The sequence below is a fragment of the Opitutus terrae PB90-1 genome (genome assembly GCF_000019965.1).
Classification (GTDB): Bacteria; Verrucomicrobiota; Verrucomicrobiia; order Opitutales; family Opitutaceae; genus Opitutus; species Opitutus terrae.
On the sequence record NC_010571.1, the window covers coordinates 1622545 to 1646348 of the forward strand.

Annotated in this window: 24 protein-coding genes; 13 read left to right on the forward strand and 11 right to left on the reverse strand. The window is 66.6% G+C overall.

Translation table 11 applies throughout. The features are described 5' to 3' along the window. Positions 1 to 66: 66 nt before the first annotated feature. On the reverse strand, positions 67 to 828 hold the full coding sequence (locus tag OTER_RS06645) for a TSUP family transporter (protein WP_012374135.1): 762 nt from the start codon (positions 826 to 828) through the stop codon (positions 67 to 69). Between the two features lie 326 nt (positions 829 to 1154). On the opposite strand from OTER_RS06645, the gene OTER_RS25755 reads away from it, so the two are divergent. Continuing rightward, entirely contained in the window at positions 1155 to 1472 is a 318-nt protein-coding gene (locus tag OTER_RS25755) for a hypothetical protein (RefSeq protein ID WP_012374136.1), read from the forward strand. 302 nt (positions 1473 to 1774) lie between these two features. Here OTER_RS25755 and OTER_RS06655 read toward each other — a convergent pair whose 3' ends face one another. The 4 genes from OTER_RS06655 to creB all read right to left on the reverse strand — a co-directional run bounded on the left by OTER_RS06655 (position 1775) and on the right by creB (position 6051). Further along, positions 1775 to 2137 carry a DUF1428 domain-containing protein gene (locus OTER_RS06655; RefSeq protein ID WP_012374137.1) on the reverse strand — a complete coding sequence of 121 codons (363 nt, stop codon included), beginning with the start codon at positions 2135 to 2137 and terminating at the stop codon, positions 1775 to 1777. Between the two features lie 111 nt (positions 2138 to 2248). Next, complete coding sequence (gene creD / locus OTER_RS06660; protein WP_012374138.1) at positions 2249 to 3664, reverse strand: cell envelope integrity protein CreD; 1416 nt, start codon at positions 3662 to 3664, stop codon at positions 2249 to 2251. Between the two features lie 234 nt (positions 3665 to 3898). Further along, positions 3899 to 5332 (reverse strand): two-component system sensor histidine kinase CreC, encoded by a 1434-nt coding sequence (gene creC / locus OTER_RS06665; RefSeq protein ID WP_012374139.1) that lies wholly within the window; start codon positions 5330 to 5332, stop codon positions 3899 to 3901. Then, entirely contained in the window at positions 5329 to 6051 is a 723-nt protein-coding gene (gene creB / locus OTER_RS06670; protein ID WP_012374140.1) for a two-component system response regulator CreB, read from the reverse strand. Before creB ends, creC begins: the two co-directional genes overlap by 4 nt. A 92-nt stretch (positions 6052 to 6143) precedes the next feature. Here creB and OTER_RS06675 point away from each other — a divergent pair, with 92 nt between their 5' ends. The 4 genes from OTER_RS06675 (at position 6144) to OTER_RS06690 (ending at position 8118) form a co-directional block, all read left to right on the forward strand. Continuing rightward, positions 6144 to 6743: a thioredoxin family protein gene (locus OTER_RS06675; RefSeq protein ID WP_012374141.1), complete on the forward strand. Its 600-nt coding sequence runs from the start codon at positions 6144 to 6146 to the stop codon at positions 6741 to 6743. Positions 6744 to 6864: 121 nt separating this feature from the next. Continuing rightward, positions 6865 to 7326: a DUF5069 domain-containing protein gene (locus OTER_RS06680; RefSeq protein ID WP_012374142.1), complete on the forward strand. Its 462-nt coding sequence runs from the start codon at positions 6865 to 6867 to the stop codon at positions 7324 to 7326. A gap of 45 nt (positions 7327 to 7371) precedes the next feature. After that, positions 7372 to 7803, forward strand: coding sequence for a hypothetical protein (locus OTER_RS06685; protein ID WP_012374143.1), 432 nt, complete (start codon positions 7372 to 7374; stop codon positions 7801 to 7803). A 126-nt stretch (positions 7804 to 7929) separates the two neighbouring features. Then, complete coding sequence (locus OTER_RS06690) at positions 7930 to 8118, forward strand: hypothetical protein (RefSeq protein ID WP_012374144.1); 189 nt, start codon at positions 7930 to 7932, stop codon at positions 8116 to 8118. Positions 8119 to 8163: 45 nt separating this feature from the next. Here OTER_RS06690 and OTER_RS06695 read toward each other — a convergent pair whose 3' ends face one another. Further along, complete coding sequence (locus tag OTER_RS06695) at positions 8164 to 8664, reverse strand: hypothetical protein (protein ID WP_012374145.1); 501 nt, start codon at positions 8662 to 8664, stop codon at positions 8164 to 8166. Positions 8665 to 8845: 181 nt separating this feature from the next. Between OTER_RS06695 and OTER_RS06700 the strand changes: the two genes are divergently transcribed. Continuing rightward, positions 8846 to 9121, forward strand: coding sequence for a hypothetical protein (locus tag OTER_RS06700; RefSeq protein WP_148218035.1), 276 nt, complete (start codon positions 8846 to 8848; stop codon positions 9119 to 9121). Between the two features lie 130 nt (positions 9122 to 9251). After that, entirely contained in the window at positions 9252 to 9554 is a 303-nt protein-coding gene (locus tag OTER_RS06705) for a hypothetical protein (protein ID WP_012374147.1), read from the forward strand. 205 nt (positions 9555 to 9759) lie between these two features. On the opposite strand, the gene amrS is transcribed toward OTER_RS06705, so the two are convergent. Then, on the reverse strand, positions 9760 to 10857 hold the full coding sequence (gene amrS / locus OTER_RS06710) for an AmmeMemoRadiSam system radical SAM enzyme (protein ID WP_012374148.1): 1098 nt from the start codon (positions 10855 to 10857) through the stop codon (positions 9760 to 9762). A gap of 134 nt (positions 10858 to 10991) precedes the next feature. After that, entirely contained in the window at positions 10992 to 12335 is a 1344-nt protein-coding gene (gene amrA / locus OTER_RS06715; RefSeq protein WP_158305375.1) for an AmmeMemoRadiSam system protein A, read from the reverse strand. A 349-nt stretch (positions 12336 to 12684) separates the two neighbouring features. On the opposite strand from amrA, the gene OTER_RS23830 reads away from it, so the two are divergent. After that, a complete protein-coding gene (locus tag OTER_RS23830; protein ID WP_012374150.1) occupies positions 12685 to 13572 on the forward strand; it encodes a thymidylate synthase in 888 nt (295 codons plus the stop codon). A 98-nt stretch (positions 13573 to 13670) separates the two neighbouring features. Here OTER_RS23830 and OTER_RS06725 read toward each other — a convergent pair whose 3' ends face one another. Both OTER_RS06725 and OTER_RS06730 read right to left on the reverse strand, forming a co-directional pair. After that, complete coding sequence (locus OTER_RS06725; protein WP_012374151.1) at positions 13671 to 15266, reverse strand: flavin monoamine oxidase family protein; 1596 nt, start codon at positions 15264 to 15266, stop codon at positions 13671 to 13673. Positions 15267 to 15303: 37 nt separating this feature from the next. Beyond that, complete coding sequence (locus OTER_RS06730; RefSeq protein WP_012374152.1) at positions 15304 to 15681, reverse strand: VOC family protein; 378 nt, start codon at positions 15679 to 15681, stop codon at positions 15304 to 15306. 186 nt (positions 15682 to 15867) lie between these two features. Here OTER_RS06730 and OTER_RS06735 point away from each other — a divergent pair, with 186 nt between their 5' ends. Continuing rightward, positions 15868 to 16359: a hypothetical protein gene (locus tag OTER_RS06735; RefSeq protein WP_012374153.1), complete on the forward strand. Its 492-nt coding sequence runs from the start codon at positions 15868 to 15870 to the stop codon at positions 16357 to 16359. A gap of 223 nt (positions 16360 to 16582) precedes the next feature. Here OTER_RS06735 and OTER_RS06740 read toward each other — a convergent pair whose 3' ends face one another. Continuing rightward, positions 16583 to 17950, reverse strand: coding sequence for a TolB family protein (locus OTER_RS06740; RefSeq protein ID WP_012374154.1), 1368 nt, complete (start codon positions 17948 to 17950; stop codon positions 16583 to 16585). A gap of 312 nt (positions 17951 to 18262) precedes the next feature. Between OTER_RS06740 and OTER_RS06745 the strand changes: the two genes are divergently transcribed. From OTER_RS06745 to OTER_RS06760, 4 genes are all read left to right on the forward strand, one after another. After that, complete coding sequence (locus OTER_RS06745; RefSeq protein WP_237702457.1) at positions 18263 to 19081, forward strand: esterase/lipase family protein; 819 nt, start codon at positions 18263 to 18265, stop codon at positions 19079 to 19081. Beyond that, positions 19078 to 19281 carry a hypothetical protein gene (locus tag OTER_RS06750; protein ID WP_012374156.1) on the forward strand — a complete coding sequence of 68 codons (204 nt, stop codon included), beginning with the start codon at positions 19078 to 19080 and terminating at the stop codon, positions 19279 to 19281. Before OTER_RS06745 ends, OTER_RS06750 begins: the two co-directional genes overlap by 4 nt. A 95-nt stretch (positions 19282 to 19376) precedes the next feature. Further along, entirely contained in the window at positions 19377 to 19760 is a 384-nt protein-coding gene (locus tag OTER_RS06755) for a hypothetical protein (protein WP_012374157.1), read from the forward strand. 204 nt (positions 19761 to 19964) lie between these two features. Further along, the gene (locus OTER_RS06760; protein ID WP_012374158.1) at positions 19965 to 23801 is read left to right on the forward strand and encodes a two-component regulator propeller domain-containing protein; all 3837 of its coding nucleotides are present in this window, start codon (positions 19965 to 19967) and stop codon (positions 23799 to 23801) included. The last annotated feature ends 3 nt before the right edge of the window (positions 23802 to 23804 follow it).

A 23804-nucleotide genomic window follows, 5' to 3' on the forward strand; every position in this document is an offset into this window, starting at 1 on the left:
GTAATACGTGAAAATGGGGTTGAAGGCGCAGGAGGAGCCGGCGGGAAGGCGGTGCGGGGAGGGGGCTCAGCGGGCGTAATTGACCCAGAGCAACCGCGCGAGAGTGAGCGTCACCATCGTGAGGAACACGGGGCGGATGAACCGCGCGCCGCGCGTCATGACCAAATGCGCGCCGAGCCGGCCGCCGATGAGCTGACCGGCAGCCATCGCCACCCCCGCGCCGAGATGCACGAGTCCGGCGACGGCGAACAGCGCGAGTGAGGCGACGTTGCTGGTGGCGTTCATCACCTTCGTCGTGGCCGTGGCGCGCGTGAAGTTTTGCCCGAGCAACAGCACCAGCGCGATGGCCCAAAACGATCCGGTGCCGGGGCCAAAGAAGCCGTCGTAGAATCCGAGCCCGAGGCCGAACACGCCGTAGAAGACGCCGGTGCTCATTTTGGGCGGATGATCTTGCGTGCCGATCGCGGGCCGAAGCAGCGTGTAGAGCAGGATTGCGGCGAGCAGCCAGGGCACGACGTGCTTCAGCAGATCGGCGTCGATTTGCTGGACGGCGAACGCGCCGAGAAAGGCGCCAATCAGCGTCGCGGTGATGCCGAACCAACATTCGGAGAGCCGGACGGCGCGGCGCTGGACGAAGTGCACCGAGGCGGAGACACTGCCGAAGCTCGATTGAAACTTGTTCGTCCCGAGCGCGAGCGGCACGGGCAGCCCGAGGTTCAGCAATGCGGGCACGGTGATCAACCCGCCGCCGCCCGCTACGGCATCCACCGTGCCGGCCACGAGGCCGACCACGAAAAGGAGCGCGTAGTGCCAGAAGCTGAGATCCATTCGCCGCGAGAATCACGGGAGCGGCCGCAGAACGGAAGCGAAGAAACGCGGGCGCCGGCGAATCCGGAGGACCCCGGACGGGAGCGGCGCCGCGTCGGCGGTCGGTGTTCGCGCTGCTTGGGTGCGCCGCCAAGGAACCGACCCCGCTGCCCGCTCACTATAGCGAATCCACAAAGATATGTAGGCCCCGATGGTAGGGCGCGCGACCGCTGGGCGCGCCGCGACCGCCAAGCGGCGGGCCCAGCGGTCTCGCCCTACCCGACGCGGCGTCAGTTCTTCAGTATAATTCAACATGCGTGCGACGTCAGTCGACGGAAAGGTTCCCCATGCCCATCCAAGTCCTCCCCATTCTCAAAGCTCTCGCCCCGCTGCTCGCGGAAGCCGGCGGCATGGTCGCCGGCCTGCGCTCGAGCGGACGGGCGGCGAATATCGAAGTGCGGACGGACAAGCTCGAACGCGAGATGCTTCGGGCCGGCGAGGTTTTGAGCGGTCTGGCGCAGCAACTGCAGGCGGTCGCGCAGGAACTGCGCGTGCAGGCAGAACTCGTGGAGGCCGCGCAAAAGCGAGCCCGGGTGATGCTGATCCTATCGGTCGTGGCGCTGGCGGCGAGCGGCGCGGCGCTGGCCGTGGCATTGGTGCGGTAAGCGCAGCTGGCGCCGCCGCGCGCCGCCGCGCGGCGTGCGCGGCTGCGCGACTTCGCGCAGGGCCCGGCGTTTCGGCAAACTCTTCGACGAGCTCAGGGTTCCGAGAGGTTCAACCGCTGGAGGCTATCCGAAACCGAGTTTCTCGCAGAGGTTCGGCGGGTCGGGCAAACCGTCCCCGCTGAGCCGGGGCCTTCGACGGGCGCGGGGGCCTTGAGTCCCTCGAGCCTGCTCGGGACCCTGAGCTTGTCGAACGGCCCGGCGAGAACGCCTCGCCCGACCAACCGCGAGTATGCGGAGGGCCTCTAGATTTCGACTGCGACGGAGAAGCCGCCGTAGAGCATGCGCTTCGCGTCGAAGGGCATGTTCTTTTCGTCGCACATTTCGGCGATGCGCGGATCCTTCATGACCTTAGCGTTCACCTGGTCGCGGTGCGCGCGGGATTTGTAGACGATCCACGAGAACACGACCGTCTCGCTCGGCTTGCAGTTCATCTGCTTCGGAAACGGCGTGCCGAATTTCACCTTCATGTCCTCTCCGACGCACTCGCGGTATTCGAGTGCGCCATGATCGCGCCAGACCTTCGACGCGGCTTTCGCCATCTTGAAGTAGGCAGCGAGGTTCTTTTTCGGCACGGGCAGCACAAAACCATCAACGTATTTGGGCATGGGAGTTCTCCTTTCGAGCGCGGGATGATCGCGATCATTCCTCTTAACGAACGGTGCCGCGCCGGCCGGACAGCCAATGACGTCAGCCCATGGGCGCAACCTGCGCGAGTGTCATCTGCCTTCGGGCGTCGCCGCCGATGAGTGCGCGGCATCGGCGGCCCCCACCGTACCCCAGTCGATCCGGCGCGTGAAGAACATCACCAGTCCAAGCGCGACAAACAGTGCCGCGGTGCCGGCGAGCAACGCGTAATCCTGCGACTGCAGCACAAAGTAGAGATAGGCGTAGGTCGCGACCAGACCGCCCAGGACCACCAGCGTGCGCCGGCCGGCGCGCAGGAACGTGTGCGTGTAGAGTGAGATCATCAGCGTGCACGCCGCCGCGGCGGTCGCATACGCCGCTCCTGTTGGCCAGAACTCGGACAGGGCGAGAAACGCGAGGAAGAACAGGCACAGCGCCGCGCCCACCAACGCATACTGCAGCCAATGGATGCGCAGCTGGGCGATGACTTCGAAGAGGAAGAACACGGTGAACGTGAGCACGAAAAACAGCGTGCCGTATTTTTGGGCGCGATGAGTCATACCGTAGCCGTCGATCGGCCGCGCGAACGTCACGCCGAAGCTCGCCGTTTTGATCCGGGCCGTGAGTTCGTCGGTGTTGACCTGCCGGTCGGTCCAGTGCTGCGGGAAACCGCGGCTCAGGTGCGAGCTCTGCCAACGCGCCTGAAATCCGGCGGGCGAGACGCTGCGTTCCACCGGCAGCGCCGCGCCATCGAATGACGGATCAGGCCACGCCGAAGCAAGCGTGACCGTCGTGGCCTTGCCGGTCGGCGCCACGGTGATCCGGCTGCTGCCCTGCGTTTCCACCGTGACGGCGAATTCCAGCGCGTCGCCACCGGTGAGGCCGCGCAGCTTCGCCACGAGCGGCAGTGCACTCGCGCTGCTGCTATCCGACGGTTCGAACGTGGCCTCGTTCCCGCCGACCTGCAGCGCGCCGACCGCACGGATGCCATGCACGTCGCTCACGCCGAGGTGAACGCGCGCCTTTTCCCAGTGCACGCGGTCCGCCTCGATGCCCGCGGCGGCGAAGTCCGGCCGCCAGCGACCGCTGAGCTGGGCGCTGGCGTGGTAGACGACGGCTTCGTAGATGCCGCGGCGGCGCACCTCCGGCGCGACTGTTCCGTTCACGGTCAGCTCCTCGGGGAGAAAATACGCCGTGGCGGAGGCAACCTCCACGTCGGCCACCTGCACGACCCGTGCGTCGACCGTTTTCGAGCGAAACACCTTCACGTTATAATCGTAAGGCACCGCCAGCACGGGCCCGAGGAGGCACTGCTCGCGGCCCCACGTGCTCGCGATCGTTTCGGTCGCGGCGGCCTGATAACTCTGTCGCTCGCGCAGCACGCCGCTCGTCATCGCGAGTGGAATGTGCAGCAGGCCGATCAGCACGCAGATGCTGGCGATCTTGAGAAACAGGTAGAGTCGGCGGCGGGCGGCATCGAGCAGGTTCGGGGCGGGGAGCGAGTTCATCGCGCCACGATGCGCCGGTTCGATGAAGCGCGTGTGAAGCGACGATGAAATTGCGGCGAAAAAGGCAGAGCGCTGAGAGCTTGGAGCTGAGGGTCTAGAGCGGAGAGCGGAGAGCCAGAGTTGAGGGTTGAGAGTTGAGAGACTCGGACGGAACGTCTGGGATAGTGCGGCGAGTTCCCTTGGCGCCGCGAGGTCTAGCAGTATTCCCGGCGCGGAGCGGAATCCGCGCAGTACCTACGCTGCCGGCAGGCGGAGCGTGGCGCGCGCGCCGGGAGCGTCAGCGCGGTTCGCGAGGGAAGCGGTGCCGCCGTGGAGATGCGCGACTTCGCGCACCAGCGCGAGGCCGAGCCCGGTGCTCTTGCGGGCAGTCCCCGGCCGCGGCAACGAATAGAAGCGTTCAAAGACGCGGGGCAGGGCGTAATCTGGCACGCCCGGTCCGCGATCCTCGATGACGAACTCCACGGCGCCGGCAGCGAGCCCGAGCGTCAGCGTCACCTCTCCCTCGGGCGGCGAGAAATCCAGGGCGTTCTGCAGCAGATTCACCAGCGCTTCGCGGAGCAGCACGCGCTCACCGCGAACGCGCGCCGGCGTTGGTGCCGCCTGCACCTGCAGCTGTACACCCGCGCCGGTGAAGCTGGGCTCGACGGCTTGGGCGGCTTCGTGCGCGAGGGCGGACGCGTCGAGTTCCTCGACTCGCTGCAGCGCCTTGCGCGCCTCGAGCGAGGATAGCTCGAGCAGCCGATCGATGATTTGCTGGATCCGCGCTGACTCGACGGCGATATTGCCCATGAATTTCCGGCGCTGCTCGGCGGGCATATCCTCGTGTAACAACTCGGCGGCGCCGCGGATCGCGGCGAGCGGCGCCTTCACGCCATGGGCGAGCGCCTGAGTGTAGCGCTCAGCGTGCTGCCGGCCCTCGAGCGCGTCGCGCATTTCTTCGAAGGCGCGGGCCAAATCGGCGAGCGTGCGGCCCGGCAACTTCGGCGACGCCACCGGGCGGCCGTCACGGACGGCGCGCGCATACGCGGTGAGCCGTTCGATCGGCGTGGTCACCCAGGCCGCCGTTACGAGCAGGAGCAGCAGGACAACCACCCCGCCGGCGAGTGCCGTGAGCACGACGCGCTGGCGGGCGGCGGCGACGAGCTGATTGACGCCGGTTGTCGGCTTGCCCACGGAAAGCACGCCGACGATCTGATTGCCGTCACGAATCGGCGCGGCGACGTAGATGCTCTGCGTGTTGTCATCACCTTCGACGGTGCGTGAAGAGCGTGCACCGTAGTCGCCGCGCAGCGTGCGCTTCACGTCGTTCCAGCGGGAATAGTCACGACCGATATCGCGGCCGGTGGAGTCGTAGATCACCGTGCCAGCGGCGTCGGTGACGTAGACGCGCAGATCGACGGCAGTTTTGGTCAGCGTGAAAACGCGCGCCTCAAACTGCCGGTGCTGCGCTGAAGCGAACGCGCGCTGGAGGCCCGCGGGTTCGAGCCGGCCGCCGTCGAGCTGCGTCTCGAGCACCGATGCGAGCAGCACCGAGGTGTCGACGAGCGTTTCCTCCATCGACTCGAGATAGCGCGGACGCACCTGTTCCAGCGCGCGGCGCGTGAGCATGTAGCCGCCGGCGCAGTAGACGGCCAGCAGGAGCGACAGCAGCCGGATCCGGAGGCTCACGATTCCTCCCGCAGCGAGTAACCCAGCCCGCGGTGCGTCAGAATCGGATCCGCGTCCGACGCGATGTCGCGAAGTTTGGCGCGGACGGTCTTCACGTGGGCGTCGACGGTACGATCGAGCGCGGCGCCGGGATCGGGCCAGGCCTGGGCCATCAATTGCTCGCGCGAGAAAACCCGGCCGGGCGCGGCGAGCAGCACGGCGAGCAGGCGATACTCATTGCGCGTGAGCGTGAGCGGCTGGCCGCGATAGCTGATCCGGCAGCGCTCGACATCATGCGTCCAAACCTTGGCGGTGGCGGGCGGCGCGGCGTTTGCGGCCACAGGCCCGGCCGGAGTCGGAACGGCTTGAACCCGCCGCAGCACCGCGCGGACGCGGGCGGTGAGTTCGCGCGGACTGAAAGGTTTCGTCAGGTAGTCGTCGGCGCCGAGCTCGAGTCCGACGATGCGATCCACTTCGCTCGCGCGGGCGGTGAGAAAGATGACCGGCGTTGGCGCGCGTTGCTGAATCTGGCGAAACACATCGAACCCGTTCGCGTCGGGGAGTCCGATATCGAGGATCACGAGCGCCACGGCGGGCGGGATCGTGAGCTCGGTCAGCGCGGCGCGGCCAGTCGTGACCCAGCGGGGGACGAAACCTTCCGTCTGCAGCGCGTAGACGATGGTTTCGGCGATCGGCGCTTCGTCTTCGACGACGAGAATCGCTGGGCGGGGTTCGGGCATCCACCGGTTCAATGGCGCGAGCGCGGGTCCGGTTCAAGCGCGCGTGCGTGTCAGCACCTTGCCAAGCCGGTGGGCCGAGGCACGCTGCCAGCATGAGCACAACCGAGAAAAAAACGTTCACCCTCGAGCTCGGCAGCACCGCGCCGGCGTTTCGGTTGCCCGCGACGGACGGCAAGACCTATGGACTCGAGGACTTCCAGGACGCGCGGGTACTCGTGGTGTTCTTCACCTGCAATCATTGCCCTTACGTGACCGGCTCGGACGAGAGCACCCGACAGACAGCGCAGCGGTTCGCCGCGCAAGACGTGCGATTCGTCGGGATCAACTCGAACAGCGAGCGCACCTATGCGGAGGATTCGTTCGGCCACATGGGGGAGCGGATGAAGCAGCATCGCTTCCCCTGGGTGTATCTGCGCGACGAAACGCAGGACGTGGCGCGGGCGTATGGCGCGCTGCGCACGCCGCATTTCTACGTCTTCGACGCGCAGCGGCGGCTGGTCTACACCGGTCGTGGCGTCGACAGTCCGCGCGATCCGTCGCGCATCACCGTGAACGATCTGGCGAACGCGCTGGAGGATCATCTTGCCGGCCGGCCGGTGCGGACGCCCAAGACGAATCCCATTGGCTGCAACGTGAAATGGGAGGGCAAGGACGCGCACTGGATGCCGGCCGACGCGTGCGATTTGGTTTAGCGCTTCGTGACGGCATCGTGAAAACACGTAATCGTCCGGCTGGCTTCGCTTATCGGTTCCGTCACAACGGCGGACAGTGAGCGACGGATCACCGGCTCCAGCGCATGAAGGCGTCCCTCTCATGAATCTGCCCCGACCGACAGATCAGCTGGCCGGCTGCGTGTGGTTGCCGCGGATCATCGCGAAAGCGCGGCTGCTGGCGGCAGGCGCGCTGCCGGGGGATTATGCGGCGCGGTTCTGCGCCCTCGCCGGCGTGGACGGACAATTCCTCGCGTGGTTTGGGCTGACGCGCGACGAGATTGTGGCGCTCGCGCAGCGGAGCGACGCGGATGCGGCGGAGTGGTTTCTCTCCTCGCCGGTGCGGCACGGGCGCATTGCCGAATGGAACCGCATCGCGGTGAATCTGGGCCGACCGGGTTTTCCGATGGCCGACCGGCTGCCGGTGGCGCTGGCGACGACGTATCGGCACCTGGCTGGGCGGGATCTCGAAACCGTGTTCGCGGTGCTGGCGGCAGATGAAGCGGACGAAACGCCCGCGGCGCGGGCCGACGCGGGGAATCGCACGACCGTTCCCATGAAGTAGCTACGGTGCTCAGCCTCGGCGATTCCGATCTCCGAACCTTCCTCCATGAATCCCGCAAATGCAGCTCTGCCGGCTGGAGGTGATCACGCGTGTGTGGCGTGGCGGACGCGGGTGGCGGTCGTCCTGCTGGCGGGGAACTTGGCCGCGGGCGCGGAGCCGGGCGAAAGCAGACGTACCGTCGCGGCGGAATCGCTGGCGAGAATTCAGGCGGAGGTACACTACGATCCGCAGGCGCATGTCGCCGCAGAGCAGACCGCGCTGAGTGCGAGCGACGGCGTGATCGTGCTCGAACGCATGACGATTGTGGAATCGTTCCAGAACCGTGAGCTCGCACGCGTCGTGGAGCAGACGCAGCAAAAGCGGCAGGCGGAAAAATTTTCGCTCGTGCGCGGCGGCGTGCTGTTCCAGCGGGGCCGGGTGAAGGTCGGAGGACTGGGCGAAGGTGGACCATTCAAATTTTTGCAGATCAGCTGGTGAAACGAGAGGGGATTGGCGACCACCGACGGAGCGCAGCACAGAATATCGGACGTCACCGAAAACGATGGACGCTCGAGGCACGGCAGGTTTCCCTGCGGCCGGCTGCAACCTCAAAAGCAGCTACCCATGCGCAAGACCACCGGCTGGCTCCTCGTTGTGCTCGGCGTCCTCTGGGTCGCCATCGTCCTGATTCAAGCTCCGCCCAGCGGTCCCGACGGCCTCGGCGTCAGTCGATTGCTGGGCGCGATTACCCTGCCTGTCCTTCTCGCCTTGGTCGGACTCTACCTCGCGGGTGTGATCAAGAACGCGAAATGAGAACCGGGCGTCCTCATGGATTGGAGACCGCCCGATCGGCGGCTTTCATCCGCCCAAGGCGAGTTCAGCTCCGGTCGCGATCCGCTTTTTTTCCATCTGTTCCTCCATCCACTGTTTGAATCGCGGATCGAACATCGTGTCTTTCTGGATCGTCCGCCACACGTCCTGAAAGGACTTCTTCGTCATGGCGTGGCTCATGCCTGCCGACCACATGGCCCACACCGCGGCGTCGATGTGTTCCTCTCGGGCAAGATGGAATTCTTCGCTGCACAGGTTGAAATAGGCGCGCATCGACTTCATCGCCTGGCTGCGGGTGTCCTTCTCGAGCTGCTCGAACTCAAACCCCGGCTCGTTGATGTTCTCCGGCAGGCTCATCATGATCTCCTGATACCGCCTTGTGTAGTCGGCGAAAAAGTTCAACCGGAGCTGGTCGTTGAACGTTTTCAGCTGGGTGCGGCTGGAGTCGATGGCGATGATGATACCGAGCGCGGTGACCACGGCCATGATGACCTGGATCTTGTCGCCCGTATTCATGTTCAGTTGCATGGGATGGATTGGGGACCGACGGAGGAGAAACGTCTGCACGTGCAGCGGAGGGGTGCCGGCTGGACCAGCGGCACGGGACGCGTGCGATTCCATCCGCTGGCTCACGCCCGGTCAACTGTCGCGCGGATTCATCCGCCGTTAGAATCCCGTCCTTGCCCGCTTCACCGTACTCCCTCAGTCGTTGGGTGACGAGATCGTGAGCGTGTTCGCAATAGCTTCCTTCGTTTACGTGGGGTGCGGGATGGCGCTGGGGTTTTGGGGCGTCGCAGCCATGAAGAGACGAACCGGCGCGCAGGCGAAGGAACTGATGCGATCTCCGAAGAAAGTGGTCGCGCTCGCGCGGGCAAAAGCCACTTCGAATTGGGATCCATTTAGCGAAAGCGGCGAGCGCCGCTGGCAGCTGATCTTCGGGGTCGGCTTTGCCGTGCTGGTCGGGTTGAATTTTTCCGGTCTATGACAAACTGGGCTCGTCCGCCGGCACAACCACCGCCGACAAATCAGGGAGAACTCCGATCAACCGTTCCCGTGGTTGTGGGACTGATCTCACCTCGTGGTCACCCGACCGCCGGGAAGGATGGCGTGGCAAGATGAAGCTGCTCTCGAGCGTCGTGATGGTTGCAGCCGTTCTAGCGTCCGGCTGCATCGGCCCGGGTCGTCCGCCACATGCGTATTTCCCGCCTATTGCGGAAGAGTATTACGTCTGCGGCAAATGCGGCAGCCTGCACGGGGGCATCTATGGCAAAGGACCGCTCGAACGCTTCGATACCGCCAAGGCGCCGAGGTGCTGGCATCGCTGGCGGCAGATCTCGAAACACGAGTTCCAGCGTGTGGCCGCCGAGCAGTTTCCTGGAGAGTGGGAGAAGGCCTCGCCGTATGTGAAGCGGCCATGAAGCAGGTTGATTCATGAGGACCTGGGCGAACGAAACGAGGACGTAACGGCAGGGCGGGAGACCCGTCCTGAAAAATCAAACAATGCGGGCAAGCTGCCCGCGCTACCAGAATGCGGCCGAGGGCGGCCGCGCTCCCGGAAAGCGGCGCGGCGGCGAGCGCCGGCCCTACCACGGAGCGGTTGTCTGCTCTCTGGGTGGTTTGGGGCTAGGCGGTGCGGCCACGGCTCAGCCGGACCGGCTGCCGACGGTTGCCCCACGTGCCGGGCTGGGCCTCGAAAACTCCGGCGAGCGCGCAGCCACAAGCGCGGCAGCGGTTTTCGTCCAGCGCGTAGCGGCGCAGCTCGTAGCCGTCGCGCTCGATCAGCGCGGCGCCGCAGCCCGGGCACCACGTCGTGCCTCCGTCGCGATCGCGCACGTTGCCGGTGTAGACGTGATGGAGTCCTTTCGAACGCGCGATCTCGCGGGCGCGACGCAGCGTGGTCACCGGCGTCGGCGGCGTGGCGAGCATTTTGAAATCAGGATGAAACGCGGTGAAGTGCCACGGCACGTCGGACCCAAGGTTGGCGGCTAACCAGTCGGATGCGCGGTCGAGTTCCGCGTCGCTGTCGTTTTCGCCCGGGATCAGCAGCGTCGTCACCTCGAGCCAAACAGACGTCTCGCGATGCAAATAGACCAGCGTGTCGAGGACCGGCTGCAGCTGCGCGAAGCAGAGCCGGTGATAGAAATCTTCGGAGAACCCCTTGAGATCGACGTTGGCGGCGTCCATCGCCGCGAAGAACTCTGGCCGCGCATCCGCGCCGATGTAGCCGGCGGTGACAGCGACGGTTTTGATGCCGCGCGTGCGGCAGGCGCGCGCGATGTCGATCGCGTATTCGGCGAAGATCACCGGATCGTTGTAGGTGAAAGCGACGGAGCGACAGCCCAGCCGTTGCGCCGTGGCTGCGAGTTGCTCCGGCGACGCGGCATCACCGAGCCGATCGTATTCGCGCGCCTTGCTGATGTCCCAGTTCTGGCAGAACCGGCAACCGAGATTGCAGCCGGCGGTGCCAAACGAGAGCACGCTGCTGCCGGGCAGGAAGTGGTTCAGCGGTTTCTTCTCGATCGGATCGATGCAGAAGCCGCTGCTGCGACCGTAAGTCGTGAGTTCGATCCGTTCGCCGACGCGGCGCCGGACAAAGCAGAAGCCCTGCTGGCCGTCGTGAAGTTTGCAGAACCGTGGGCACAGCCGGCATTCGACCCGGCCGTCGTCGCGCTGGATCCACCAGCGCGCGGGATGGGATGAATCTGTGACTTCCGCCGTCATCGCGTGCGTCTGCTTCCGTCCGACAGGTTAGTGCAGGTGTGCTTCCAAGCAATCGCGCGAGCGCCGCGGCGACGTAAGCAGCCTGACCTCAATTCCCCGGAAAGCTTCGCGACGGCCGATTGCCCTGGCCGGAACTATTCCTCTTCGTGAAACGCCTGCGCGGTGAATCGCTCGATCCGCACCCATTCGTCGAGCGGAATGCCCGCCTTCTGCTTCACGCAGCGCAGCTGGTCCGCCACTGAGTTGATTCCCTCGATGCCCGGCAACAGGAGCGCGCCGCGACCGTCGATGGCGGCGACGAGGACCCCGTAGCGCGCGGGATCGAGCTCCGCGAGTGATTCCACCGGCTCGATTTCGCCGAGGACGCTCACGCTGAACCGGACATGCGGCAGATCATCGATGCGCAATGGCGCGAAACGGGTGTCGTGAAACGCCGACGAGCACGCGTGCCGCCAGGTCTGCTCGATGACGTCGCCCGGATCAGGCGACCCGCGGCACCCGCGCAAGTCCCCATCGTCGGAACGAATGGTGACGAATACGCCGTGCGGCACCGCGAGTTCGCCGCTGCCGGTGAAAAGGCACGTGTCGGCGTCGCCGGCGAAGCTGGCCTCGACCGCGCGTCGGGCGAGCCGGGGTAGCTCACGGAAATCCGACAGCACGGCGTGGCCGCCTGCACGACAGGAGGCGTTCGGCTCCGCGGGGCGGTGGGCGTGATCAAACAACACCGCGACGGCGTAGCCGACGCCGAAGGGGCCCTCGTAGCTCAGCACCGTGCGGTGCTCGCTCGCGAAACCGACCGTGGCGAGGGCAACGCGTGTGGGATCGACGACATCCTCGGCCGCGTGCTCGAGCAGTTCGGTGTCGAGGTGGCGGATCGCATCGGGCGGACCGTTGCGCAACAGTCCGATAAACGCCGCGTCGAATTGCGGGCCGTCGGGATGGAAGCCGCAAGGTGCCTCCGGCATGAGGCGATGACTCATGTCGCCGCTGGCGATCACCGCGAGTCGGCGTCGCTGGGCGCGGGCGGCAGCGGCGATCGCTTCGCCGAGTCGGTCGAGCTGCGGGTCCCCCGGATCGCTCAGGCTCAACACCACGGTCGGACCCTGCCAGCCGGCGAGTTGAAGAAAACTCAGCGGCACGGTCGCACCGTGGTCGAGGGCGCCGTGTGCGATGCGCCACGTGTGCAGCCCGCGGGCGGCGGCCTCCTCGCGGAGTTGCTCCGCGAGTGCGATGTCGGCGGGCATGTCGACCTCGCTCGCGTGGAAGCCAAACCGCTCAAAGGACCCGCGCAGCCGGGGCGTGGTCCAGATGCCAAACGCGCCGGAACGTCGCGGCGAATGCGGCGAGATGATCAGGAGCGAATCCGGCTGCGCGTCGACCACCGCTTGGGCGATCCGCGCCATCGCTTCGATGGTGGCCTCGACCTGCGGAGCGCGGTCACCACCGACACCCGGCACAAGGACGGGCGCGTGGGGCATCAAGCCCGCGAAAACAATGGCCTCACTGGACATGTCGCGTACGGCGTTGCGAAGTCGATCCTTCGGGCACCACCGTCAACCGGAGCGGCTCGCACCATAACCGCCTGGACGATTCGCGCGAGTCGGATCGGCAGATTTCGGATCGGCGAGGGGCGAGATAGTCAAGGCTGGGTGAGGCCAGCCGCGATAGAGGCGTTGCGTCGGGTCGCTGATGTTGGCGCCTGGTCGGGAATCGCGAAGGCACGCCAAAAGACGCGGGAGCGCCGGCAAGATTTGCGCCGAAAACCAGATCGCGTGCCGCGGTGCGCGCGCCAAGCTGGCGGCAGCTTCGACGTCACCCCGCACTGGCATGAAGAACATCCCCGTCCTGCACGTGTGCGAGCAGAGCCTCGCCGCCGCGTATGAGAAAGCGCTGGTCGCGCTGCATGAGCAAGGCGTGCGGTTCCGCACGCAATACGACAAGCCCGGCGACCCGCAGAGTCTCGACTGCACGATGAACCTCACCGTGCTCGATCCGCTGGCGGAGCCGATGATCCACAAGGCGTTTCCCGGCGGGATCGAGGAGCTGCGCGAATATGTGATGGAGGTGAGCGGCGCGAAGGATCACTGGGTCAAAAACATGAACGACCCGAAGGACACGCGCTGGGAATACACCTACCACGGCCGGCTCGCGGCCTATGGCACGTGGCAGGAATCCCGCGACGGCCAGCCGGTGCGCGTCGGCGGCTTCAACGTGAATCAGATCGAGGCGGTGATCGCGAAGCTGGTGAAGCAGCCGTTCACGCGCCAGGCGCAGATGATCACCTGGATGCCGAACATCGATCTGGAGTGCTACGATCCGCCGTGCCTGCAATCGCTCTGGTACCGGCTGATGGAGGATGACGACGGTGTCTCGTGGCTGAACTGCAATGTGCGATTCCGCAGCAACGACGCGTGGGGCGCGAGCTTCATGAACATGTTCGGCTTCGTGATCTTCAACCGCGATGTGATCGCCGCGGAGATCGCGCGGCGTACCGGCAAGACGATCAAACTCGGCCGGCTGAACTGGCAGGCCGACTCGTATCACATCTACGGCAAGGACATCGCCGAGGCGAAGGCGCGGTTGTTCGACCGGATCCCGCGCGGACCGCTGGCGGATCGCACGTATGAGTTTTCCGACGAAGGCATCCAGGAGATGTATAACGACGCCGAGGCCGCCGTGCGCGCGAAGATCGCGGAGTACGACGCGACGCACTAAGACGAGTCCAGAGCGGAGAGCTGAGAGTCCAGAGTGGAAAGCGGAGCGTTGCGCGCGAGAGCGTCGCGCAGGTCGTCGGGCGCGGGGGTGGCTTCCTGCTACAGCGCGGTCGCCCGCGCGTGAAGGCGCGCGCAGGTGCGGTGCGCCGAAACGAACGCGCCCGCCTGCCAGCCGGTGATCGGTGAAAGCCAGTCGCCCGCGAAATAACACGGCCCGTCGGGCTCCGAAAGCGTTCGTTGCATCACGTCGTAGTCGGCGGGGTTGTCCCACGCGATCCAGGCGCCCTCGCTATACCGAACGCGGTGCCATTCGACCGAGAAGGCGTTGTCGAATTCGGCGGGATATTGCGGATGGAGCTTTGCGCCCTGCTCGAGCGCGAGACGTTCGCGTTCCGGCAACGTGAGCTCGGAAAAAATACCCTGCGGATCCGACATGTGATAGGCGCCGATCACCACGGCCTTGCCGCGCGCGCCGAAACCGTCGAACGGATAGTAGATCTGCGAAATCGGCTGCGTCGTGAGCGAGCGGCCGCCGTAGATGTCGTCGTCCTCCTCCCAGAACCGGCGCTTGAACTGCAGCGCGATCTTGCCCGCGTGTTCGCCGCGACCCTTGCGCAACGCGGCGAGCGTGGGCGCGGCGAAATCGGTCTGCAGTCGCGCCGTCAGATGCGGCGGAAGCGTGACGACGCAGAAATCGGCGAAAGCCGTCTGCGCGTCGCCACCGGCCGCAGCATCGGTATGCACCACGCGCACGCCGCCGTCGGCAGTCCGCCGGATCTCGCGTACCTCGCGGCCATAGAGGAGGGCCGGACCGAGCCGTTCGGCGAACGCATGCGCGAGCCGATCCATGCCGCCGGACGGCGTGAGCATCGTGCTCTGCTCGTTGAGCTCGTGGTCGTAGGGATGCAGGGTGCCGTAGCCGGCACGGAGAAGTTTTTCCAGCGACTCCGGCGCCGTGGGCGTGCCGGGTCCGTCGTCGTTGCCCGGCCCGACGGTGTAGCCGCGGGGGTGGTCGAGATAAGTGGGATCGAGGGAGGTGTCGCCATTGCGCGGATAAGTGAGCGACGCGTCCAGCCGTCCTTCGGCGCGCAGGTAGGCGATCAGTTTTTCGCCGTCCTCCGCCGTGAGCGGCACGTCGAGCGCGTCGCGCCGGATGACCTTGGCGAGCAATTCGCCGACGTGTCCGCGCCAGTCGGCGGAGAATTCCCGAATGCGCCGCGGCGGCTGCCCGTCGACATGAACGAACGCGGCCTCGTTGAACTGGGGGAACGGCACGAGCTCGAGACCGAATTCGCGACAATAGTCGAGTGCGGTGCGGTGGTGGTGCGAAAACCGCATCGCGCCGGCGTTGAAGAACTGCCCGGCATCGAAGCCGCAGCGCTGCGCGGGCAGTCCCAGCTCGGTTTCCGCCGTGCCGCCGCGGACGGTCCAGTTGCGGCCGCCAGGCCGCTGCCGCGCTTCGAGGAGCGAGCAATCGTAGCCGAGTTTCCGCAGTTGGTAGGCCGTGGCGAGACCCGCGGGACCGCCGCCGAGCACGAGCACGCGGCGGCCTCGGCCGCGCGGCGCCCGGCCTTCGAGTTTGAAGCCGCCGCGATCGCGCGCCAGCAACTCGAGCCCGAACATGGCGGCAAAGGCCGCGGCGCCGCCGAAGCGGGCCACGCGAGTCACAAACTGCCGGCGAGTGAGAGAGGGCATGCGGCGACCGCAATCTGTGCAGCTGGGGTGAAGCGGGCTAGCGGCGCACCTCGCTCATCAGCCCAATCAGGTTGTCGTCGGGATCGCGCACGAAAGAAATCCAGAGTTCGTGATCGGGCATGCGCGCGGTGAGCTGCGGCTCGCGCTCGCTACGCGCGCCGCGCGCAACGACGGCCGCGTGCACTGCGGGGAGATCGGCGACTTTGAAGTAGAGGATCGAATTGTGGCCCGGCTCGCCGTGGCCCTGCGGTGTGGTGAGCATGAGCCGCACGCTGCCGGCGGCGAGGAAGGCAAGCTGCGGACCGGCCTCGAACAGGAACGGCAATCCCAGCACGTCGCGATAGAATCGGGTGGCTTGCGCGACATCGCGGACGGTGAGCGCGATCTGGCCGATTTCGGAAACGGCGGCGTTCATGCAGGACTCGTGAACTAAACCGCTTCGCCGAGCAGGGCGAACGGATGACACGCGCGGCCGGCCTCCCCCGTCTCCCGAAAGGGCGACGCATTGCGTGACACTTTTGAGGGGCGGTGAGAGCGGCGCGGCGGCGGGACCGTGGGCGGCGAGCTTGACGCGCGGGGCGAGGACGATGCTGTGGGGAGCGTGAACACAACCGCGGTGCGCAGACTCGTCCTGGTGCTTGGTCTCTGGTGGTTGGGCGGCGCGACGATGGCGCACGCGGCTTCGGCCAAGTCCGCTCCGGTGCCCGCGGGCGATGACACTTACCGGATCACGCGCGAGGCGGACACCGTGTTTGCGCGATCGACGACGCCGCTGCGGTATGAGGCCGAAGGCGACGCGGCAAAATTCTGCGCGGACCAAGGCAAGCGGCTCAAGGTCCTTTCCATTGACGAAGAGAAGGGCTCACTGGTGCGCGGCGGATTTTCCCGCGTGACGCTCGTGTTCAAAGCCTTGTCGCCGGGCGATCCGGAGCTGGCGAACGAGCCTTATCGCGGCGAGGCCGCGGCGAACGAGACGCCCGGCGAACAGGCGGCGCGGTATCAGCGGATGCTGGACGAACTGCACACCGCGGGAATCCTGTCGGACAAGGAATTCAAAGCGGCGACGAAGCGGATGGACAAGGGCGGGAAATAGCCCGCGTTGCGAACGGGGACGAACAGCGGCCGGGACGGCTGCGCTTCCACGCACGCGATGTCGCCCGCCGGGGAATGCGCGCACGCCAATGGGCTTTAGGATGCGCCCTCCCATGCACGCGGAGGGCGCGCGGTGGAGATCACGCGCAAAAAAAGGAGCGCGTTGCGGAAAACGCGCTCCACCTCGTGAGTGCGAAACGCGGGTGCGTTCCGCTACGGAGAACTCACCAGCCGGCGGGAATGTCGATGACCATCAGGTCGAGGCTCTTCCCGTCGGTGAGCTGACCGGATTGGATCGCGACGCGCTTGCTGTCGGGGCTGAAGATCGGATGCGTGTGGTCGGGTCTCATCTTGTGATCGGTGGTGAGCAGCCGTTGCTGGCCGTTGCGCCGATCGATCAGGGTGACGTTGCCGGAAAAATTGTCCGCGACGGCCCAGCGACCATCGGGCGATCCGTTGCAGTGCCAGAATCCGCCGAGCCGGCCCTGGCCCATGTTCTCCTCCACCTGGCCAAGGAGCTTCATGGCATTCGTGCGGAGGTTGATCACGGCGACGCCGGTGGGATGTTCGCGCAGGTAGGGCAGGTGACCCATGATGTTGAACATGACCTCGTCGGGTCCGGCCACGGTTTCATGCGTGACCCACTCGTCGGGCGTCTCGACATACAGTGGCCGGTTGCCGGTGCCGTCGCCGCGCACGGTCCACATGCGCTGCGGGGCGTCGCCCGTGGTTTCGTGGCAGTAGATGATTTCGCCGGGCACCCAGAGGTTGGTCTGCACGTGGCCCATGCGGATATCGAGGTCGATGACCTTGGTGATCTCGCCGGTTTTCAGATCGATGCGCCGGATGCCACCGGGGCCTTTGCCGGCGTTGGCGAAACGTTCGCGGGCGGCGGCGCGTTCCTCTTTCGGATCGGTGTTCTTCGAATCGACCTGCGAGCGACCGTCGCTCGTGCGGTTCGCGTGCGTCGGCGCCGGTCGCGCGGGCGGCGGGCCCCACGTCACGCCCCAGTAGGCGCAGGACTCATCCGCATCGAGGGCGAAACCGCCGGAGTCGCGCAGCTCTGCGGGCAGCACGCACACGACCCGCTCGTAGGCGGAGGCTTCTTTGACCGTGCCGGCCATCGCGTCGGGAATGAGTTTCGCGAGATCGAGTTCGACGAGCTCGCGCGGGAGCGCGGGTTCCTCCGCGGCGCGCGGGCCGAAAGCGGGACCGCCGCGCATATAGAAAAGCCGCATCGATTTGTGGCCGAGGTTGAGGCTGCCCGTGCCCGTGCGCGGTCCGGCGGTGAGTTGGAGGATGTCGCCGGATTTTTCGTTGACGATGAACGCCTGCGAACCGCTGCCGCCGCGATCGGAGCGGAAAATGATCCACTGGCCATCGGCCGTCCACGTGGTGTGCGTCTGGTAAGGCTTGGCGTCGTTGGCCGGATCGGTCGTGAGCACGGTGATCGGCAGGCCGGTGACCTTGTCGGTCATCATGCGTTTCTCGGAGGGGAAGCGCTGGCCGACACCGGACGACTCGGCGGCGGTGGCGGTGAGCGTGAAGGCGAGCGCTGCGACGATGAGGGGGAAACGGCGGAGGAATCTCATGGAGAGTGCGTCAGGTTGGGGTGAAGAGCGCGCGGCCGAGCCGCGGCCGGTGTGGTGAGACGCAGCAAGCCCGGGATGGGTGCACCGGGCGACCACGGATGATTGTCGGACAGTTGGGCCGCGTCGCGTTCGCGGCGGGGCGGCGCGGGGCGCATCTCATTTTCCTGCAAACCCACGGGCGAGACGCCTGTGCCACGTGGCATGGGCGTCCCGCCCATGTCAGAAAAACGAGATGCGCCCCCAGCGCGTGGGTTGCGTGGGTTTGCGAATCGACAGCGGGCGGCGGGCGCGTTGGGCTGTGTCGTGCACCTGGTGGTTCGACCCCTTTACCGCTGGTGGCTGCCCGCCCTGCTCGGTCTGGTGGTGAGCGGATCTGCGCCCGCGGCCGGCGCGGCGGGCGAACACGTCATCCTGCTGCACGGGCTTGCGCGGACCGACCGATCGATGGCCCCGCTGAAAGCGGCTTTGGAACGCGACGGCTTTGTGGTCGCGAATGTCGCTTATCCGTCGCGCACGGCGAGGATCGCGGAGTTGAGCGAGCAAGCAATCGGGCCGGCGCTGGAGGAGTGCCGGCGCGAAGGCGCGACGACGGTGCACTTCGTGACGCATTCGCTCGGTGGGATCCTGGTGCGCAGTTATTTGGCGCGGCACCGCGTGCCGGAACTCGGCCACGTCGTGATGCTCGCGCCGCCGAACCAAGGCAGCGAACTGGTCGATGTGCTGGGCGGGTGGGCGCTGTTCGGATTTGTGAACGGACCGGCTGGCCGCGAGCTGGGCACGAAATCCGACTCGGTGCCGTGTCGGCTCGGCGCGGTGAATTACAGTGTCGGCGTGGTCGCGGGGAACCGGTCCATCAACTGGATCAACAGCCTGCTGATTCCCGGACCGGATGATGGCAAGGTCTCGATCGAGCGGACCAAACTCGCGGGGATGGCGGATCACCTCGTGGTGCCGGCGACGCATCCTTTCCTCATGCGCGATGCCGAGGCGATTCGGCAGACGATCCGGTTTCTGCACACCGGCCGGTTTGATCATCCCGGGGCGCCGAAGGCTGCGGCCGAGATGCCACCGCGGCAGCGTGTAACTGTGTGCGAGAATCCGGGTATTCGGGATAACGACGTACAATCATGAAAGTTCTCCTGACGCTGTTGCTGTGGGCTGTGTTGCTGGTGCTCTGCTGGCCGCTGGCGCTGCTGGTGCTGGTGGCGTGGCCGTTTCTCTGGCTGCTTTCGATTCCGTTCCGGATCGTGGCCACGTTGATGGAAGCGGTGTTGGCGCTGGTGAAGACGCTGTTGTTCCTGCCGGCGCGGCTGTTGGGCTACCGGGGATGACGGTCGCTGGCGGCCGGCGGCGAGCGCCGGCCCTACGTTGACGGAAGGCTGTTTTCGTGGTCGCACCGGGCGCGCGAGGGCGGCACGTTGCGGCGATGCACGACTGGATCGTTCTCGCGGCGGTGTTGTTCGGAACACTGGTGCTTTCGCTGGTGTTCTGGCGACGCACCATGCCGCGACTCAGCGCGAGCGACACCAGCCGGCGCACGCGGTTGTGGAACGCCCTCGGCTTCGGCGTTGTGCTGCTGGCACTGCCGGTCACCGGGCTGCTGCTCCTCGAGGAAAAATCCGTGACGCTCGTGGGCGCCATCATCGTGGGCTGGGCCATGGCGGTGCGTGCGACCGGCTGGTTCGCGGCGCGAAAGTGGCTCGTGCCCCGGCTGAAGGCGATGCAGGCATCCACGGCGAGGGAAAACCCGCCGGCGCCCGCGGCCGGCGCCGCGCCGCGAAGCGATCTACCCGCCGGCGGATCGCCGTGAAGAACTCGTCAAACGCAGCGGTTTGGCCGAGTCGGGGCGCAAACGAGTCGAGGTTGGATAGGCCGGGCTTGATCCATCCGCCGGAAGGGCCGATCTATCGAGGGGTTTTTCCGACCTGTGTATTCTTTTGCATCTGATCCGGCCGACCCCCGGCGGCGTTGGTGGCTGCGGTTGCTCGCATCGACGACTGCGGCTTTGCTGTGGATGAGCGCGGCGCCGGCCGCTGAACCGTCGGTGCCGATGGGCGGATTCATCCGCCTTTCGGAAGATGAGGGCCTGGCCCATTCCGACGTGCGCGCGATTGCGCAGGATCGGGTGGGGTTCATGTGGTTCGGGCTGCGGCTGGGGGGACTCACGCGCTACGACGGCTACGAGCTGAAAGTCTACGGTCACGATTCGGCCGATCCGCGGACCCTGGGCAGTCACATCATCTGGTCGCTGTTGGTCGATCGCGACGGCACGCTCTGGATCGGCACGGAAGGCGGGCTCGATCGGTTCGAACGCGAGTCGGATTCGTTCACGCATTTTCGGCACGTGCCCAGCCAGGCGGACAGCCTGCCGCACAACGTGGTGACCTCGATTTTTCAGGATGCGCAGGGACAGCTCTGGGTCGGCACGCGCGGCGGTTTGAGTCGGCTGGACGACGCGAAGACCGGCCGTTTCACCACCTTCCTGCGCCCGCCGGTGCTCGCGGGGAGCACGTCGACGAACACGATTCGTTCCATCGTGGAGGATCCGACGACCGGGCTGCTCTGGCTGGGCACCAGCGACGGGCTCGCGGCGTTTGATCCGCGCACCGGAGCGTTTGCCTCCTATCTCAACGACGAAACGGATCCGGAAAGTTTGACGACGAATCCGGTGAACAAGGTCCTGCGCGACGAGACCGGCACACTCTGGGCGCTCACCGAGCACGGGATGAACTCCTTCCGGCCGAGTTTCACGCGGATCGAGCATTCCTCGGTGCAGCAACCGCGGCTGAGTTTCCGCCACCACTTCCCGCCGGGCGACCGCGACGGCGCCGCCCAATTCGTGCGCGACGGTTTGGTGGACCAGCAAGGCCGTTTCTGGCTCGCGACGCGCGGCGGCGTGCTCCTGCTCGATCGGGCGTCGGGCCGGTTCACGCGGTTCGGCCACAAGCGCGGTGATCCGTCGAGCCTGAGCGACGATCTGGTGCATACCGTGTTCGAAGACCGCGCCGGGACCGTGTGGGTCGGCACGTACGCGGGCGGCGTGAACCGGCTGCGGAGCGAGACGAAACCGTTCCGTATTCACCGCAACGATCCGGCCGATCCGCGGACGCTTTCCGAGGACCGGGTCGCGGGCCTCGCGGTGGATCGCGCGGGGCGGATCTGGGCGGCGACGGTGAACGGCTTGAACCGACTCGATGCCGACGGCTGGACGCGGTTCCTCAACGATCCCGACCGTGCCGATTCGCTGCCAAACAACGATCTGGCGGTCGTGGCGGCGGCGCCGAACGGCGATCTCTGGATCGGCTCGACGTTTGCCGGCGTCATCCGTTTCGACCAGCGACATTTTCGCCGCTACCCGACGCTGCCGGTCACCGCACCCGCGCCGAGCGGGTTGCATCCCTTCACCGGGCTGCAGGTGAATTCGATCCTGCCGGACGATCACGGCGGCGTGTGGATCGGCGCGCGGGCTTACGGCTTGGACTACTATCGCGACGGACTCTTCCGGCACTACGCTCCGGAGCGAACGGGTCCGGGCCAGACCCTGCAGCCGACGCGGAACGCCGTGTTCGGGTTGATCCGGCCCGATGGCAGCCTTTGGTATGCGACGGAGGTGAGCGGGCTGGTGCGGTTCGAACCGCAGACGCAGCATTTCACCGCGTATTTGCCGCCGGTGGAACAACCCGGCGCCACGCGCAGCCTGCACTGCATCGCCGACGGAGGCGACGACGTCATCTGGCTGGGAGCGGCCGATGGCTTGCTCAAGTTCGACGTGAAGCGCCGCGAGTTCGTGGGGCAATACTCGACCAAACATGGACTCCCGCACGAATCGGTGATGACGATTGTGCGCGATCGCCGTGGCCACTTGTGGCTCGGGACGGCGAACGGGCTGGCGGAACTGGATCCGGCGACGGATCGCATCCGCAGCTATGACCGGGCGGACGGCCTGCCGACGAATGTGTTTTCGCAGCGCGCCGGGGTGCTGCGGCCGGACGGCCGGGTGTTCCTGGGCACGCGCGCCGGCATCGTGGAATTCGCGCCCGAAGAGTTGCGGGACAACCCGGTGCCGCCGGCGGTCGTGTTGACGGAACTGCGCTGGATCGGCCCGCCGCCGCTGGATGCCCGCGGCGAGCGACCGGAGCGCGTTTCGAACATCGGCGAAGACATTCGCGTGCCGCCCGGCCAGCTCGGCTTCAGCCTGCGGTTTTCCGCGCTCGATTTCGCCGCGCCGGAGAAGAACCAGTTTCGTTACCGGCTGCAGGGCTGGGAGGAAAACTGGAACCCGACGACGGCCCGCGAGCGACGCGCGACCTATACGGCGCTGCCGCCGGGCAACTACGTGTTCCAAGTGCAGGGCAGCAATGCCGACGGGGCCTGGAACAACGCCGGCGCGAGCGTGCGCGTGATCGTCGAACCGAAGCTCTGGCAAACGCTGTGGTTCCGCATCGTGATGGCGCTCGGCGGCGTGGGCCTGGTGGTGACGGGGCTGCAGTGGCGACTGCGCCGCGTCCGGCAGCACAATGTCGAACTCGAACGCCAGGTGTCGCTGCGCACCGCGCAGTTGCAGAGCGAGATGTTCGTGCGCGAACGCGCGGAGGCGGCGTTGCGCGAGTCCTACGCGGAGCTGGAAAACCGGGTGCAAGCGCGAACGGCGGAACTAGCACGCGCCAACCAGGACCTGCAGGCGGAGAGCGCCGAACGGCAGCATGTCGAGGCCCAGCTGCGGCAGGCGCAGAAGATGGAGGCCATCGGCCAGCTCGCCGGCGGCATCGCGCATGACTTCAATAATCTGCTCACCGTGATCCTGGGGCAGGGCGAATTGCTGACGGAGCCGGAGCTTTCCGCCACGGAACGCGACACGGCCGTGCGCGACATCAAGTCCGCCGCGCAGCGAGCGAGCAACCTCACGCGGCAGCTGCTGGTGTTCAGCCGTCACCAGGCCATGGCGCCGATCGCACTGGACCTGAACGAAGTCGTTGCGGGCGTGATCAAGTTGCTGCGGCACATGATCGGCGAGCGGGTGGCGCTGGAATCCTCGCTTTGCGAGGGGCCGCTCGCGACGCTGGCCGATCCCGGCATGCTTGAGCAAGTGTTGCTGAACCTGGCGGTGAACGCGCGGGATGCGATGCCGCGCGGCGGGCGGTTGTCGCTCATCACGGCGCGAGTCACCGTGGGGGCCGAGCACCGCCGGCAGCAGCCGCGCGCCAAGCCCGGCGAGTATGTGCGCGTGAGCGTGAGCGACACGGGCTGCGGAATTCCCGAGCCCGTGCTCGCGCAGATGTTCGAGCCATTCTTCACCACGAAACCGGCGGGCAAGGGCACGGGCCTGGGCCTGGCGATCTCGCTCGGCATCGTGCTGCAGCATCACGGCTGGATCGACGTGGAGACCGCGCTCGAGCGGGGCACGACGTTTCATGTTTACCTGCCGAGCCACCGCGGCGACGCGGCCGACGCGGCCGTGGAGCCCGAGGCGCGCAAGTGCGCCACCGGTTCCGGCACCGTGCTCGTGGTCGAGGACGAGGAGGCGGTGCGCACGCTGGTGCAGCGCGTTCTGACGCGGCTCGGCTATCGCGTGATCGAGGCGACCTCCGGCGCTGACGCGCTCGCGTGCTGGCGGGAACATCAGGGCGAGATCAAGGTGCTGTTGACCGATGTGGTGATGCCGGGCCACCCGGATGGGCACGAACTCGCGGCGGCGCTCGCGCTGGAGGCGCCGGCGCTCCGGATCGTGCTGATGAGCGGCTATGATCCCGGTGAGATGAACGCGAGCGGCGGCACGCTGCGTCCGCATTTGCGGAAACCGTTCACGGCAGACGAACTGTTGCGCGCGATCGAAGGCGGCGGCGAAGGCTGAACG

Coding starts and splice junctions, on each gene's coding strand:
- OTER_RS06645 (WP_012374135.1), bottom strand. CDS start 828: ATGGATCTCAGCTTCTGGCACTACGCGCTCCTTTTCGTGGTCGGCCTC.
- OTER_RS25755 (WP_012374136.1), top strand. CDS start 1,155: ATGCCCATCCAAGTCCTCCCCATTCTCAAAGCTCTCGCCCCGCTGCTC.
- OTER_RS06655 (WP_012374137.1), bottom strand. CDS start 2,137: ATGCCCAAATACGTTGATGGTTTTGTGCTGCCCGTGCCGAAAAAGAAC.
- creD (WP_012374138.1), bottom strand. CDS start 3,664: ATGAACTCGCTCCCCGCCCCGAACCTGCTCGATGCCGCCCGCCGCCGA.
- creB (WP_012374140.1), bottom strand. CDS start 6,051: ATGCCCGAACCCCGCCCAGCGATTCTCGTCGTCGAAGACGAAGCGCCG.
- OTER_RS06675 (WP_012374141.1), top strand. CDS start 6,144: ATGAGCACAACCGAGAAAAAAACGTTCACCCTCGAGCTCGGCAGCACC.
- OTER_RS06680 (WP_012374142.1), top strand. CDS start 6,865: ATGAATCTGCCCCGACCGACAGATCAGCTGGCCGGCTGCGTGTGGTTG.
- OTER_RS06685 (WP_012374143.1), top strand. CDS start 7,372: ATGAATCCCGCAAATGCAGCTCTGCCGGCTGGAGGTGATCACGCGTGT.
- OTER_RS06690 (WP_012374144.1), top strand. CDS start 7,930: ATGCGCAAGACCACCGGCTGGCTCCTCGTTGTGCTCGGCGTCCTCTGG.
- OTER_RS06695 (WP_012374145.1), bottom strand. CDS start 8,664: ATGCAACTGAACATGAATACGGGCGACAAGATCCAGGTCATCATGGCC.
- OTER_RS06705 (WP_012374147.1), top strand. CDS start 9,252: ATGAAGCTGCTCTCGAGCGTCGTGATGGTTGCAGCCGTTCTAGCGTCC.
- amrS (WP_012374148.1), bottom strand. CDS start 10,857: ATGACGGCGGAAGTCACAGATTCATCCCATCCCGCGCGCTGGTGGATC.
- amrA (WP_158305375.1), bottom strand. CDS start 12,335: ATGCCCCACGCGCCCGTCCTTGTGCCGGGTGTCGGTGGTGACCGCGCT.
- OTER_RS23830 (WP_012374150.1), top strand. CDS start 12,685: ATGAAGAACATCCCCGTCCTGCACGTGTGCGAGCAGAGCCTCGCCGCC.
- OTER_RS06725 (WP_012374151.1), bottom strand. CDS start 15,266: ATGCCCTCTCTCACTCGCCGGCAGTTTGTGACTCGCGTGGCCCGCTTC.
- OTER_RS06730 (WP_012374152.1), bottom strand. CDS start 15,681: ATGAACGCCGCCGTTTCCGAAATCGGCCAGATCGCGCTCACCGTCCGC.
- OTER_RS06740 (WP_012374154.1), bottom strand. CDS start 17,950: ATGAGATTCCTCCGCCGTTTCCCCCTCATCGTCGCAGCGCTCGCCTTC.
- OTER_RS06750 (WP_012374156.1), top strand. CDS start 19,078: ATGAAAGTTCTCCTGACGCTGTTGCTGTGGGCTGTGTTGCTGGTGCTC.
- OTER_RS06755 (WP_012374157.1), top strand. CDS start 19,377: ATGCACGACTGGATCGTTCTCGCGGCGGTGTTGTTCGGAACACTGGTG.
- OTER_RS06760 (WP_012374158.1), top strand. CDS start 19,965: ATGAGCGCGGCGCCGGCCGCTGAACCGTCGGTGCCGATGGGCGGATTC.